This is a genomic window from Chitinophaga sp. W2I13, assembly GCF_050434005.1.
In the GTDB taxonomy this organism is placed as follows: Bacteria; Bacteroidota; Bacteroidia; order Chitinophagales; family Chitinophagaceae; genus Chitinophaga.
In genome coordinates this window covers 5,609,212-5,622,243 of record NZ_JBNPWD010000001.1, presented here as the reverse complement: position 1 = coordinate 5,622,243, position 13,032 = coordinate 5,609,212, and the positions used below count along the sequence as shown (strand labels likewise).

Below are 13,032 nucleotides of genomic sequence, written 5' to 3'. Positions count from 1 at the left end.
TAAATATAATCACTCCTGCTCTCCCAACATATGCGCCAATATTGCTGCGCATTTCTCGCGGCAGGGAGCATAAAAATGACCATGTTGCCAGTAGTCGGATTTGGGCGATTGTCCCCACCAGAATTCGGCCAGTGCCAATGGCTCCATCCCATGCTGAAAAGCATATTGCAGTAACTTCGGGGCGGCGCATTCGCCTGCGCCCGCCGGTGGTTTCCCGGAAGGCGTATGTGCAAAAATCTCTGTTAAACTTTTGGATGCCCCTGCTTTATTCAGAAAATGATACTGTTCAAAAATTTTGTGCTGCAGTGCGGTAGAATGATTTTTCCGTAATATTTTGAGCAAACGGACCTGCGCTGCGCTTTCGTCGTCGGTAAACGATTCCAGGAGGCTGATTTCTTTGTTGATAGCGGCGAGTTCTAACATGCCGGTATTCACAAACCCGCCCGGTTCCAGCCCATCGAAAACGGGTGGCACAAATTTCGCGTGGTGGTTGCCACCTGCCAGTTTACCCGAGAATGCCGCCAGGTAACCCAGCTCATTATCCCTGGTTCTAACGATCAACACGCCGAACATCTTTCCAATAACGGTACCTGCCGCATTACCCGGCAAACCAAAGTTATGCTCCCACTCCTGCTGCTCCAAATGCGCCTGCAAACGCTCCGCTGCCAGCAGGCAAAGCGGGTGCGGCGCATTGTTCAATGAAAAAGTAAGCCCTGCGGCTAATTCACTAACGGTTGTTGATTCGTCGAAAGGGCTGAATGCCGATGGCTCATAACCCACACTATCCATTACCAACGTTGTAAAATTTAATAAAAAAAGCTTCAGTATAATCTGAAGCTTTTTTATCTATGACCCTTACGGGATAATATATGTCTTAAATGCAGCTTTCCGGGATCGTCTCCCGGACCAGCGTCACCTGGTCAGACCTGAAAAAACTTTTAATCGCCGCAAAGGTACTAAAATACAGGCTGCCAGACTCAATGGATTCTTTAAAATTTAAAGGCAATGCCAAGCATCAGCCGCCGTGGCATCTGCGGGTTACCACTGGCATCCCAGTAGCGCTGATCCGACAGGTTATCTGCCTTCACAGAAAAACGGTAACGTTTTGTATTATAAAACACCACGGCGTTTAAAATGGTGTATCCCGGTACCGTAATGGTGTTAAGATCATTCCAGAAAGCACTGCTGCTGTAGTTGCCGCCAAAGCCTGCACCGAGGCCGTTTAAGCGCCCTTTTACAAAGCTATAGCTCACCCACAGGTTGGCTGCATGCGCCGGCGGGCCGGCCGGCCGCTTGCCCTCATACCCTTTATTGGTTTTCAGGAAAAAAATATCATTGTAAGCATATCCTGCCACTACGTTTAAACCAGGCAATATGGTGCCGGTAACTTCGGCTTCTACTCCACGGCTTTTCTTGGTACCATCCTGGATACTCGCCGCCGGGTTACCAGGGTCCTGGCGCACCACATTCTCCACGAGTATATTATAATAATTAACGGTACTGCTGAGCCGTCCGTTCAACAGCTCCATTTTCACACCGCCTTCTGCCTGCCGTGCATTTTCCGGTTTGAAACTGATCCCAAAAATGTCCTGTCCATACACATTATTAAACCCGGTCTGGTAGTTGGCAAACAGGGAAACTTTGTCTTTTATCACCTCATAGGTGGCGCCAAACTTTGGCGACAGCGACGTTTGGTCGTAATCGCCCGATACTTCACCCGTTTCCAGTACTTCTGTTCCTTTTTTGTTATCGAAGTAGTTGATCCGTAAGCTGAGCAATACATTTAACCTGTCGGTCAGCGAAATAACATCCGTTACATAAGCGGCATAGCTCACCGGCTTGCTGAGGGTGGTTACTGCTGCTGCTTCGCCATCTGCCAGCACTTTGGCGGCATTTATCGGCGGCACAAAGGATTTTGTGTAATCCAGTCCGTCTACCAGTACTGTATTTCCCAGGGGCGAATAACGGGTGTCACGGTGCAGGTAATCCAGCCCCACCAGCAGGCGGTTACGCAGCTTGCCAATTTTAAAATCGCCCGTCAGGTTAGGTTGTATGGCCAGTGATTTGGTGGCATTGGAAAAAGCGCCGTAATAGCGCCAGAGACTATCTTTCTTAAAATTCAGGAAAACATTACCGATTTCGTAGTTGTAGTCGGAGTAGTTTACATTCACATCCAGCTTCCAGTCATCCGAAAAGCGGTGGGTGATCTTTGTATAAAAGCTCCGGATATTAAATACGCCACTCAGCTTATTAGAGCCATAGGATTTAAAGTAATCGCGTTGTAACTGGTTGATGTTTGTAACACCCGGCACATCGATACCGCTTACCCGCACCGGTGAATTGGCTTTCATGTTGAGAAATTCTGTACTAAAGAGAACATCTGTGCGGTCATCCAGCTTATAGGAAAACGATGGCGCAATCGTATAGGATTTTTTAAACCCGTAATCCTGGAAACCGTTGTCCCAGCTGCCGGCGGCATTAACGCGGAAGAGTGCTGTTTTATCTTCATTCAGCGGCGTGTTCACATCCACGGTTAGGCGGCTGTAGCCATAGCTGCCTAGATTGGCATCGATCTCACCGGCTCTTCTGTCGAAAGGTTTTTTGGTAACGCGGTTGATCAACCCGCCATAAGAAACACCGTTGGCGCCAAACAGCGTACCGGAAGGGCCCTTGATCACTTCTATTCTTTCTGTGTTCACCGGATCAGCGTTCACTCCCTGGTCCACATACATGCCATCCCTGAAGTTATCGCTGGCAACAAATCCACGGAGGTATACCCAGCTGTTATATCCGGGTCTTATTAACGCACCGCTAACGCCGGGAATAGCCCTCAGTGCAGATACATAGTCAACGATGGCCTGCTCCTGCAATAAAGCCCTGGATGCCACTGAATATACCTGCGGGTTTTCCAGGTTGCGCAGCTGCATTTTGGCTACATACTCACTTTCCTTATCTGCTACGCGGTACTGGTTTCCCACCACTACCACTTCCCCCAGCGAGGAAGCTGTTTCTTCCAGCTTGATAGCAGGGATACTGGTAACCGCTGCATCGGTGATCACTACCGGCTGTTCCAGGCTTTTAGCGCCGATAAAAGAAACAGTTAATGTATAACTGCCCGCAGGCGCCTTTATTTCAAAATGTCCTTTTTCGTTGGTAACGGTATAATACCGGGTGGACTTTAATCCCACCGTTACGCCGGGCGCGGGTTTACCGTCGGCCGACAGCACCTGCCCCTTTATACCGGTAACGCCATTTTCTGCCTGCAGGAACAACGGTAACAGGAATAAAAGAAAGGTAGAGATGCAAAAAAAGATATAAGGTTGGCAATGTTGCTTCATATTTAAAATTTAGTATTGCAAAGAGAATACATGTAGCGCCACGGAGTTTATCTAATCCGGAATTTTACGGCGGAACAGGTTTGAGGCAACAGATGCCTGAAAAAGCAATACTGTACCTGTATTCCTTGAAGGAAACCGGAAATTGCAAATGCTCAAATCAGAAAAAAAACGTCCGGGGCTTTCCCGTCAAAAGAGCTTACTTTTGGTAAACAAATCAACCGCCAGGCCACAGCACCCCAAAACACTGATTGCCGGCAAACGCCAGGCATCAGGCACTTTCACTATCAATGGCACAAGGAGTTAAGACGAATGATTGTAATCTTTTAATTAAACCCCACATTATGGAACAAGTACTTGAACAAATCCGTGATCAGCAAAAGGACGCCTGGAATAAGTTCTCTCCCGGCTGGAAAAAATGGGATGAACTTACCATGGACTTCCTGCAGCCAATGGGCGATGAAATCATCCGTGCGCTGCAACTTAAAGACGATGATACAGTGCTGGACATAGCGGCAGGAACCGGTGAGCCAGGGCTCACCATTGCCTCAAAATTGAAGAACGGTAAGGTAGTGATCACCGATCTTGCTGAACACATGCTGGAAATAGCCCGGGAAAATGCCGCCAAAAGAGGGATCAAAAACGTGGAAACAATTGCCTGCGATGTTTGTGAACTTCCATTTGCCGACAACACATTTGATGCTATCAGCTGCCGGTTTGGATTTATGTTCTTCCCCGACATGCAGCTGGCGGCGAATGAAATGGTACGGGTACTTAAACCAGGCGGCAGATTAGCCACCGCAGTATGGAATGTTCCGGAGAAAAACTTCTGGATTACCGCAATTATGGGCACCATCAACCGGAATATGGAACTGCCGCCGCCACCTCCGGACGCACCTGGAATGTTCCGCTGCGCAAAAGATCAGCTGATCGCTGGCTTGTTTGCACACGCCGGACTAAAAAACATCTCCCAAAAAGAAATTACCGGAAAACTGAACTGTAAAACAACAGAGGTGTATTGGAGTATGATGACCGAAATAGGCGCTCCCATTGTGGCAGCGCTCAGCAAATGTGATGAGGCCATGAAAGAAAAAATAAAGAGAGAAGTATTTGCTGCCGTAGATCAGAAATATCCCTCCGGAGAGGTGATGATCGAATCCAGTGCGCTGGTGATTTATGGAGAGAAATAATGGTGTTGTTTTATATTGATGAAAAAATTACTAAAACTCGCAGGTTTTAATCAAGCCATTGGCCAGTGTAAACTTTTTTGTTTCGCCGTCCTCTTTAATTTCAATAAACTTTTCGAGTCGTTGTGAACGACCCACTATATAATCCTCATCATAGTAGTAGTTGGTGGTTTCTCGCACCGGGCCATTCTGCGAGGTATAAGAACCTGTATATACCCGCGCGGTTTTCCGTTGATTGAAACTGTGGATCAGTTGTACGAAGTATTTACCGGGTTTAAGTCCTTCGAAAGCAAATTTACCATCGGAGTTGGCCACTGCTTCGATAGAGTATTTGTTTGCTTCTTTCGACATATAAACGCCTGTTTTCCTGCTCTCTTTCTGATCGCGCAACTTATGCCATTCTTCCAGGTACGGCGTAACCGGGAACAGTTTTACGATCACCCCGGCGGCAGGGAATATCAGCCCGTCTTTTTTGGTGCAGGCTTTCCCTACAATCCTTGATAAGCCCCGGCCTAGTGCGGCTTCCGCCAACTTAGCATCAAATGTTCCCTGTGGGAATATTTCGCTCCGCGTTTTCCCGGCAGACGCAGTGATCTTTCCACCCAGGTCGGCATACTTCTTCCGGTCGAGGTCCGCCTGCTTCTTGCTGCCGATGGCATCGTAAGCATCCGCGCGGTTGAGGTAAGCGAGGATATTTGCCGGGTCGGCTTCTATGGCTTTTGTATAACTGGCTATTGCCAGGCTATATGCTTGTTTGTCGTGGTGAACAACGCCAATATTCAGATACCCATTGGAATACCCCGGGTTAATTTCAACCACCTTATTGAAATCGGCCAGGGCCAGGTCACTTTGTTTTTTATTATTCAGGTAAATATTACCCCGTTCCAGGTACGCATCGGCATATTTCGGATCCAGTGAAATGGCCTTGTTATAGTCGTTCAGTGCGGAATCCCACTGTTCCCAGCGAACGTAGGTATTCCCGCGGTTCACGTAGTAAAGCGCATTCTTTGGGTCCAGCTCAATTGCTTTGTTGTAATCGCTGAATGCCAGGTCTCCTTTTTCCAGGATAAAATAAATATTCCCCCGATTGCCGTACAGGGAGGCATCTTTAGGGGAAAGCTCAATTACTTTGGCGTAGTCGGCCAGCGCTTCTTCGTACTTTCCTTTCTTCTTATACATCACCCCCCGGTTGAAATAGGCATTATCATCTTTAGGGTCCAGTTCAATTACTTTTGTGAAGTCGGCTATTGCCTGATCGTACTGCTGCTGCCCGTAATAGGCATTGCCGCGGGTAAAATAACAGCTGGTATAAGTGGGGGTCACCGTAATGGCTTTTGTAAACTCTGCGATAGCAGCATCTGCCTGTTTCCTGTCGGAATAAATCCAGCCCCGCTTTACATAGGAAAGGGCAAAACGCGGGTTTAGCTCAATGGACTTACTATAATCTGCCAGCGCGGCTTCCTCATTCTTTGTGTTTTCATAAACAATTGCGCGCGCATAGTATTCAATAGCAGATTTTGGTGAAGCCAGTAACCTCAGCGCCTTTTCAAATGTTTTTGCCGACAGGCCGTCATTCTTCTGAAGCTGATAACCGATTGCCTGGAAAGTGTAATAGACGCCGTTATCCGGGCTAAGTTTGATGGCTTCATTAATATCCTGCTGTGCGGAGGTCACCTCATTTGTAGCAATCTTTGCCCGCCCGCGAACGGCATAGGCCAGGCCAGCGTTCTTTCCTGAGCTGATGGCTTCCCCGGCAAGAGTTTTTGCTTTTGCAAAGTTTCCTTCCATAAGCAGGGTTAACGCATTATCTGCTGTTGAGCTATTCTGACCGGAAGCGGTGGACAGCATTCCACTGATAACAAGGACGACGGCTGGTATTCGTTTCACGAAATAACGGATCATATACATTGGCTTAAGTAACTTACGTGGGTAACAAGAAATGTTGTTCGATGATTAACAAAAATGCACAACATTTTGCCGGCAAATATAATGCATAATCTTAAACGCCAAAGTACTCACAGGCGGCTACCGTGAACCAGGTATATTTAAATACCCGGAAAGCACTAACTGATCCGCAGGTCGCTATCTGTTAACGGCGGGCGGGAAGTATCCACCGGGAATAATCCATAAGTGAACCAACGGAACAACTCCGTGGTAAAAAGAAAATTGGCGGTGCGGATATTATTTCTCAGCAGCTCGGCATTACTCATAAAGTCGGCATCTGCCGAAACAATGATCCGTTGCTGACGGCCATTATGTTCTCTTGTTAAAGCGACTGTCATCGGGAAAGCACCCCGCTCATCGTTAAGTTCCGGCGTGAATACCGCGGTACGCAGGCTGTCGTCGATAGGCGCCGTGCGTTTGAATGTATTGGCGGTGTTGCTTACAATCAGCGGCGTGATGTGATAGTCATTGTTGGCGTTGCCGGCAATACTGCCTGCTCCCGAAAAGCTAATAACGATATCATCCTGTTGGAAGGCTGGTGAATTACCTAACAGTTTCAATCCCGGCTATAAAAAGGCTGGTAACAGAGCCGGCTAAAGTAGCTTTTGTAACAGGGCATAATGAAAGAAGTATTAAACGCATGGCAGATAATGATTACAAACTTTCTACCATCGAAAAAACTTTCCGGCTGCGATCTCCTTCTTTAGCTAGGTAAGAAGGTAAAAGTAAGAAAAAATGTTATTTTACCACTTCAAAACCTCAACAGGCATCTTTTTAAATACACAGTTATGAATAAAGAAGTATATAAAATTACAAGAAACGACGCTTCCAACTATGAGGAACACCTGGGTCCTCTCATTTTTGAACCATCGGCCAAAGCGTTGCTGCCACATGTTGTTACCCTTCCCGCAACGTCTATCCTGGAAATAGCATCCGGAAGCGGCAGGCTCACCAAACACCTCCGGGAAAACTTTCCTGCATCTACCCGTATCACGGCTACCGATATCAACCCTGATATGCTGGAGTTGGCGCAACAGCAATTAAATCATTCTGCTATAACTTTTCAGTTGGCCGATGCGCAGGCATTACCTTTCGCAGATCAGTCCTTCGACCTGGTTGTAAACCAGTTTGGATTAATGTTCCTGCCGGATAAGCAGGGCGGCGTGAATGAAGCATTCCGTGTACTGAAGCCCGGCGGTCATTTTGTGTTCACTACCTGGGATCATACTGGCAGCATGGAATTATTTAAACTGCTGATCGACGAAACAATTATTCCCTTATTTGAAGGAGAAGATACAAGCCGCTTCCATACACCGTTCGCGCTGCATGATCCGCAAGTGCTGAACAACTACCTTAAAGAAGCCGGATTTACCAGCCATAAAGCCGTGTATCTGAAAATTAAAGGACATGCCCCTTCTGCCAAACATGTGGTAAACAGTTATTTTCACCAGCATCCGCTGGGCCGGCAGGCAAAGGAAAAGGCGCCTGCTTCCTACGATCGCGTGGCAAATGAACTGGAGCAACAGCTTATTCAACGGTTCGGACCAGCGGCTTTTGAATTTGAATTGAGCGCGCTGGCAGGCATCGGGCAAAAGTAAGTCCGTTTATTTTAACAGGTCAATTAAGTCCTTATCGGCCTCCTCAAGAAATTCCAATGGGGTGGTGCCGTCTATATTGGGAACGGTTTTGTCGGCGCCTGCTGCTATCAGCAACCGCACGCATTCAACCTGGTGATGCCGGTTTTCCGGGCCTCCGTGTTTGAGCCCGTGAACAGCCCACAAAAGCGGGGTTCCTTTAAAATCTATACATCGTTTATGAATGTCTGCGTTTTCCCGGATCAGTCTTGCTAGCAGCTTATCCTGTCCTGTCCAGGCACCCCAGTGCAAAGCCGTTCCGCCATGACAACCGGCATGATCAATAGCCGCGCCATTTTCTATGTATAAAATACCTACTTCCTCCGCATGCAAACTGGCCGCTGCAATCAGCGGCGTGTCGCGTCCTTCGGTCAACTCATTGCCATTAACGTTTGCGCCATGCGCTAAAAATATCCGGGCCATCTCCACGGCTTCCTGATCCGTATAAGTATGGGCAAATACGCCGTCACAGATCCGATGCAACGGATGGGCTTTGGTCGTATTCTTTTCATCAAAAGGAATCCCTTCATTAGCCAGTGAAGGATTTTGAGAGAGCGCCTTTTCGATTCCCTCATAGTCTTTATTGCTGATCAGTTCTTTCATGGGAGTTTAAATAAAGTTACTAAAGCAATGGAACCAGGTGTTCCCAACCAAGCTGCTTTGCAAAATCCAATGCTACTTTTCCTTTACCGGTTTTAATGGTTTTATCCGCCCCCAGCTGCAACAAAATTTCAACAGAACTCCGGTTGCCTGATATTGTTTCCCTGTGCAAAAGTGTATACCCGGCTTCGTTCTGATTAGTTATTTCCTGCGGATGCTCATGTAGAAATTTCACTAAGCTATCCTTCATATTAATACTCATAGGGTGCTCAATAAGATGTTCCGGGTGTTCCTTTTGTCCATAAACGAGCTGAATATCCTGGTAGTTCCCAAAATTCAATCCCCAGGCCTCATCATGTTGCTTACGTTCCGACTTGCCCATGGTGGACCTTAACAGCTGTATGGTAAATCCTCCATAGGTATCTCCCTGGCTGCTGAATAACCAGTCGCTGACCTGACTTAGCGGTACTTCCACAAAGTCTCCATTCTTGATATTTGTCAGCTCAGTCGGATCATTTATAAGTACGCCGCTAATCATATCGCCATCAAATTCCACTTCATTAATCCACATATGCTCTACCAGCGGAGTTGTTTGATGCGCCACATTTTGCATGAAGGCTATTTTAACACAAGCCAGGTCTAATGCAGGAACAATTCGCCGGTACTCCCAGGAAAGTTCTCTCCAGAAATACTTAAATGTTTCCTGTGCTTTATGAAAGGCTTTAATCATTTCCGGATTATCTGATTCGGAATAAAAGATGGTCTTCTCTGCCATATTTAAAATATTTATTTTTTCTTGCTAACAGTATCTATCCGGGCAACGGTGTCCGCGGATGATTGAATAAAGGTATCTTTCTTATATCCCTCAGGATTGGGCACCAATTCGCGGCTTTCATCATAGCCTTCCTTACTATTGTAGCAGCTGCAGAAACCGGTTAGCGTTATGGCTATCAATAATATTTTCATACTGCAATATAGGAAAAGATTGATTTGAACTAATTCCGAAATTCCGCGATGATCAGACTGCGGAGCAGATGCTTAATGACTGTTACCAAACCGGATAATAAATGACGTTTTAAACAAAGTACTTTGACGTTTTAAACAAAACGGTTTCATCGGGCTGTCGCTAGCTTTGTTTCATAAAATTTAAAACGATGAATTTAAAAGACAATTATAACGGCGCCCTTCAGCAACCTATCCACTCCGGGTTTAACGCCACCTCTACCGTACACGACGTGATAAAGGGTATTGACCTCAGCGGTAAAACAGCTATTGTTACCGGCGGCTATGCAGGCATAGGACTTGAAACTGTTAAAACGTTTGTTGCCGCCGGCGCAAAGGTGACAGTACCCGCCCGTGATATCCGCAAAGCGGCCAATAATCTACAAGGGATCAGTAACGTAACCATCGAAGCAATGGATCTTATGGACCCTGCGTCTATCAATGCTTTTGCAGAAAAATTCCTTTCTGCCAATAATACACTGGATATACTGGTTAATAATGCAGGTATTATGTGGGTACCTCTGCAACGCGATAAACGGGGTTATGAGTCACAACTTTCCACCAACCACTTAGGTCATTTTCAGCTAACAGCAAAACTCTGGCCTGCTCTGAAAAGAAGCAGTGGTGCGCGTGTGGTGAATGTATCATCATACGGTCACCAGATGGCGCCCTTCAATTTTGACGATCCGAATTTTAGCTCCCGGGAGTATGAAACATTGCAGGGCTATGGACAATCAAAAACAGCGAATAATCTTTTTACGGTGGAACTTGATCATCGCGGCAAAGTGTTTGGCGTACGTGCTTTTTCCGTGCATCCCGGATCGGTAAATGGTACGGACCTCGGTCGTGTTGCGCCCATAGCCCTGTTCCAGCAAATGGGTACGCATGATGAAGCGGGAAATATCCGGCCGGAGGTTGCGGCCACACTCAAAACGATCGAGCAGGGCGCTGCAACATCCGTATGGTGCGCAACTACCCCCCGGTTAAATGACATAGGTGGCGTATACTGCGAGGATGCAGACGTAGCCGGACCGGATGAAGGAAATATTGCACACAACTATAACGATCCTTCTTCCCTGAGAGGCGTAAAACCTTATTCGGTGGATGCTGAAAATGCCAGGAAGCTGTGGGCATTAACGGAAAAACTAACGGGTATTGCATTTCCTGTCAAGTGATAATTACCCACAATTAAAATCTTCTCTCACAAGCCGAATTCTTATATTCGGCTTAAATCTATTGTTAAAAAATGGAGTTTGAAACGAAATATATTACGCCGGATATCAAGCTGTCGGAGTTTAACGGCAAAGGGTTCAAAACGGAAGTAATATTTGAACACCATATCCTGGTTTGGTTTATCTCTGGTGAAACAAAAATTATACAGGCTGATGCTGCCTATACTTTTAATACCGGCGATATTTTCCTGATTCCACGCAATCAATTGACAACGGTGATCAATTACCCGAAAAACGGGATGCCGCATAAAGCAGTAGCCATGCATTTAACCAAAGAAAGGCTGCGGGATTTTTATTCCCGGCATAAAGCAGCCGGGCGAACGGCCTCTCATTCAAAAATATATCACTTCTCCAAACACCCGTTGCTGGAAAGTTGTCTTGCTTCCCTGATCCCCTATTTTGATCTGGGAGAAAACCTTCCGCGGGATATCGCTGCTATTAAAATTGAAGAAGCCATCAGCATACTGAGGTCTATCGACAAAAGCGTGGATGGCCTCCTGGCCGACTTTGACGAGCCGGGGAAAATAGATCTTTCCGATTTTATGGAGCGGCATTTCATGTTTAACATGACGATGGACCGGTTTGGCTACCTAACCGGCCGGAGCCTGGCGACTTTCAGAAGGGATTTTAAAAAGACCTATCATACCACGCCGCAAAAATGGCTGACAGAAAAAAGACTGCAGCTGGCGCATTACCAGATGTCGGAAAAGAAGCGGAAACCCATTGACGTTTATTTTGAAGTAGGCTTTGAAAACCTGTCGCATTTTTCAAGTGCATTTAAAAATTATTTCGGGTATCCGCCTAACGCGCTATTCAATAACAGTGCCCCCCGTTGACCTTTTTGCTTTAAACTGTCCGTTTTCGGACACCCCGCGCCCGTGTATGAACAATTATAGGAAACAATTATACATAAGTGATGTATGTGCATACTGCCCGGATATGGCAACCTTCTTGCGGAAACGCTTGTATAACAACAACACCATGAGCCACATCGTGATTCCTATTCCCCCACTCCCGGGTAAGCAGGAGATTGAAGTTGAAGTGACCATCAACAACCAGAAGCAGCAGCTGCACTACCGGGTAGAATTGTTTTACTGGGACGATTGTTCCAATCCCATGGGCCACCGGGCAGATTGTATCAGTGAAATGCTGTCGCATCACGATCCGGAATGGACCGTATATTATATCGGCGCACCTACAGACAAGTTTGTGCCGATTACTTTTGTGAGTAAAGAAAGCAGGAAGTTATTGCAGCGGGTTACGGTATAGAAAGCTAAAACGCTGCTACAGCAATCGTTCCAGCACACCTTTCCGCCTGACGATATTTTTATAATCCCATTGGATCTTTGTGCCTTTTTCGAGCCAGCGTTTTAGCAGCCCGGTGTCTATCTGTTTTACATCGGTGTACCGCGCCTCTGCGGCCTTGAAAGTACCTTCCGGTTGCAGATCTTCTTCCTCAAACGATTGTCCGCTCCAAAATAACAGGCGCACACTGTCTTTTAATTTACTGTACCCAACAATGGGATTGCCATTCAGGAACCACACCGGGTGCCGGTGCCATATTTTACTTTCTGCGTTGGTCAGATACTTGTTAATTTCCCGGGCCAGCTTATCACCAATAGCCTTATCTGCGGCTGACAATGAATCATTGTAGGCCTGTATTTCTTTGTTCATATTGCAGGTTTTGTAAACGAAAACAATAGGCTCAAATAAAAAATACAAATAAATTATTCAACAAAATGCCAGCACACACCTGCTATATCAATAATATTCACTTCTTTTCCGTAAGGCTGCTGTGTTACTTCACCGATCCGTATCCCGAACAGATCCGGCAGTTTTTTATCGATCACTTCACTTCTGAATTCACTTACGCTTTCAACCTGTACAGTGATCATAAAGTTTTGGGCAAAGTCAGGAACATCGTAGTCCTGCAAAATAAACCGGCAGCCGTCTTTCTCAAAACCGGCATAACCTGGTGCCTCAAAACTGATACTAAACCCTAACGCTGAAAATAACTGCTTTGATCTTTCAAAATCACTTCCCGAAGGAACAAATGGTTGCAGGGAAAGAAATTTCATACATTACTTTTTATAGTGTA

The 13,032-nt window shown here is 46.4% G+C and carries 14 protein-coding genes; 5 read left to right on the top strand and 9 right to left on the bottom strand.

The genetic code is table 11. The features are described from left to right. Nucleotides 1-9: 9 nt before the first annotated feature. Nucleotides 10-789, bottom strand: coding sequence for a pseudouridylate synthase (locus tag QFZ48_RS23240; protein WP_429063851.1), 780 nt, complete (start codon nucleotides 787-789; stop codon nucleotides 10-12). A gap of 200 nt (nucleotides 790-989) precedes the next feature. Then, on the bottom strand, nucleotides 990-3,338 hold the full coding sequence (locus QFZ48_RS23235; protein ID WP_429063850.1) for a TonB-dependent siderophore receptor: 2,349 nt from the start codon (nucleotides 3,336-3,338) through the stop codon (nucleotides 990-992). A 341-nt stretch (nucleotides 3,339-3,679) separates the two neighbouring features. Between QFZ48_RS23235 and QFZ48_RS23230 the strand changes: the two genes are divergently transcribed. After that, nucleotides 3,680-4,525, top strand: a complete 846-nt coding sequence (locus tag QFZ48_RS23230) for a class I SAM-dependent methyltransferase (RefSeq protein WP_429049189.1) — start codon at nucleotides 3,680-3,682, stop codon at nucleotides 4,523-4,525. 30 nt (nucleotides 4,526-4,555) lie between these two features. Here QFZ48_RS23230 and QFZ48_RS23225 read toward each other — a convergent pair whose 3' ends face one another. Both QFZ48_RS23225 and QFZ48_RS23220 read right to left on the bottom strand, forming a co-directional pair. Beyond that, a complete protein-coding gene (locus QFZ48_RS23225; protein ID WP_429063848.1) occupies nucleotides 4,556-6,424 on the bottom strand; it encodes a tetratricopeptide repeat protein in 1,869 nt (622 codons plus the stop codon). Between the two features lie 161 nt (nucleotides 6,425-6,585). Then, nucleotides 6,586-7,026, bottom strand: coding sequence for a hypothetical protein (locus QFZ48_RS23220; RefSeq protein WP_429063846.1), 441 nt, complete (start codon nucleotides 7,024-7,026; stop codon nucleotides 6,586-6,588). Between the two features lie 228 nt (nucleotides 7,027-7,254). Between QFZ48_RS23220 and QFZ48_RS23215 the strand changes: the two genes are divergently transcribed. After that, nucleotides 7,255-8,064, top strand: coding sequence for a class I SAM-dependent methyltransferase (locus tag QFZ48_RS23215; protein ID WP_429049196.1), 810 nt, complete (start codon nucleotides 7,255-7,257; stop codon nucleotides 8,062-8,064). Between the two features lie 6 nt (nucleotides 8,065-8,070). Here QFZ48_RS23215 and QFZ48_RS23210 read toward each other — a convergent pair whose 3' ends face one another. The 3 genes from QFZ48_RS23210 to QFZ48_RS23200 are packed head-to-tail and all read right to left on the bottom strand — an operon-like array spanning nucleotide 8,071 to nucleotide 9,666. Continuing rightward, nucleotides 8,071-8,703 (bottom strand): ankyrin repeat domain-containing protein, encoded by a 633-nt coding sequence (locus tag QFZ48_RS23210; RefSeq protein WP_429063845.1) that lies wholly within the window; start codon nucleotides 8,701-8,703, stop codon nucleotides 8,071-8,073. Between the two features lie 19 nt (nucleotides 8,704-8,722). Then, entirely contained in the window at nucleotides 8,723-9,475 is a 753-nt protein-coding gene (locus tag QFZ48_RS23205) for a DUF2314 domain-containing protein (protein WP_429049201.1), read from the bottom strand. Nucleotides 9,476-9,486: 11 nt separating this feature from the next. Continuing rightward, nucleotides 9,487-9,666: a hypothetical protein gene (locus QFZ48_RS23200; protein ID WP_429049204.1), complete on the bottom strand. Its 180-nt coding sequence runs from the start codon at nucleotides 9,664-9,666 to the stop codon at nucleotides 9,487-9,489. A gap of 188 nt (nucleotides 9,667-9,854) precedes the next feature. Here QFZ48_RS23200 and QFZ48_RS23195 point away from each other — a divergent pair, with 188 nt between their 5' ends. The 3 genes from QFZ48_RS23195 (at nucleotide 9,855) to QFZ48_RS23185 (ending at nucleotide 12,203) form a co-directional block, all read left to right on the top strand. After that, the gene (locus tag QFZ48_RS23195; protein WP_429049206.1) at nucleotides 9,855-10,877 is read left to right on the top strand and encodes an SDR family NAD(P)-dependent oxidoreductase; all 1,023 of its coding nucleotides are present in this window, start codon (nucleotides 9,855-9,857) and stop codon (nucleotides 10,875-10,877) included. Between the two features lie 71 nt (nucleotides 10,878-10,948). Beyond that, entirely contained in the window at nucleotides 10,949-11,770 is an 822-nt protein-coding gene (locus QFZ48_RS23190; protein ID WP_429063843.1) for a helix-turn-helix domain-containing protein, read from the top strand. 103 nt (nucleotides 11,771-11,873) lie between these two features. Then, nucleotides 11,874-12,203: a hypothetical protein gene (locus QFZ48_RS23185; RefSeq protein ID WP_370911973.1), complete on the top strand. Its 330-nt coding sequence runs from the start codon at nucleotides 11,874-11,876 to the stop codon at nucleotides 12,201-12,203. Nucleotides 12,204-12,218: 15 nt separating this feature from the next. Here the strand turns inward: QFZ48_RS23185 and QFZ48_RS23180 are convergent, their stop codons facing one another. Further along, entirely contained in the window at nucleotides 12,219-12,608 is a 390-nt protein-coding gene (locus QFZ48_RS23180; protein ID WP_429063841.1) for a DUF1801 domain-containing protein, read from the bottom strand. Nucleotides 12,609-12,661: 53 nt separating this feature from the next. Then, nucleotides 12,662-13,012: a hypothetical protein gene (locus QFZ48_RS23175; protein WP_429049213.1), complete on the bottom strand. Its 351-nt coding sequence runs from the start codon at nucleotides 13,010-13,012 to the stop codon at nucleotides 12,662-12,664. Nucleotides 13,013-13,032: the final 20 nt, after the last annotated feature.

Coding starts and splice junctions, on each gene's coding strand:
- QFZ48_RS23180 (WP_429063841.1), bottom strand. CDS start 12,608: ATGAACAAAGAAATACAGGCCTACAATGATTCATTGTCAGCCGCAGAT.
- QFZ48_RS23235 (WP_429063850.1), bottom strand. CDS start 3,338: ATGAAGCAACATTGCCAACCTTATATCTTTTTTTGCATCTCTACCTTT.
- QFZ48_RS23225 (WP_429063848.1), bottom strand. CDS start 6,424: ATGATCCGTTATTTCGTGAAACGAATACCAGCCGTCGTCCTTGTTATC.
- QFZ48_RS23210 (WP_429063845.1), bottom strand. CDS start 8,703: ATGAAAGAACTGATCAGCAATAAAGACTATGAGGGAATCGAAAAGGCG.
- QFZ48_RS23205 (WP_429049201.1), bottom strand. CDS start 9,475: ATGGCAGAGAAGACCATCTTTTATTCCGAATCAGATAATCCGGAAATG.
- QFZ48_RS23175 (WP_429049213.1), bottom strand. CDS start 13,012: ATGAAATTTCTTTCCCTGCAACCATTTGTTCCTTCGGGAAGTGATTTT.
- QFZ48_RS23190 (WP_429063843.1), top strand. CDS start 10,949: ATGGAGTTTGAAACGAAATATATTACGCCGGATATCAAGCTGTCGGAG.
- QFZ48_RS23240 (WP_429063851.1), bottom strand. CDS start 789: ATGGATAGTGTGGGTTATGAGCCATCGGCATTCAGCCCTTTCGACGAA.
- QFZ48_RS23215 (WP_429049196.1), top strand. CDS start 7,255: ATGAATAAAGAAGTATATAAAATTACAAGAAACGACGCTTCCAACTAT.
- QFZ48_RS23200 (WP_429049204.1), bottom strand. CDS start 9,666: ATGAAAATATTATTGATAGCCATAACGCTAACCGGTTTCTGCAGCTGC.
- QFZ48_RS23185 (WP_370911973.1), top strand. CDS start 11,874: ATGGCAACCTTCTTGCGGAAACGCTTGTATAACAACAACACCATGAGC.
- QFZ48_RS23230 (WP_429049189.1), top strand. CDS start 3,680: ATGGAACAAGTACTTGAACAAATCCGTGATCAGCAAAAGGACGCCTGG.
- QFZ48_RS23195 (WP_429049206.1), top strand. CDS start 9,855: ATGAATTTAAAAGACAATTATAACGGCGCCCTTCAGCAACCTATCCAC.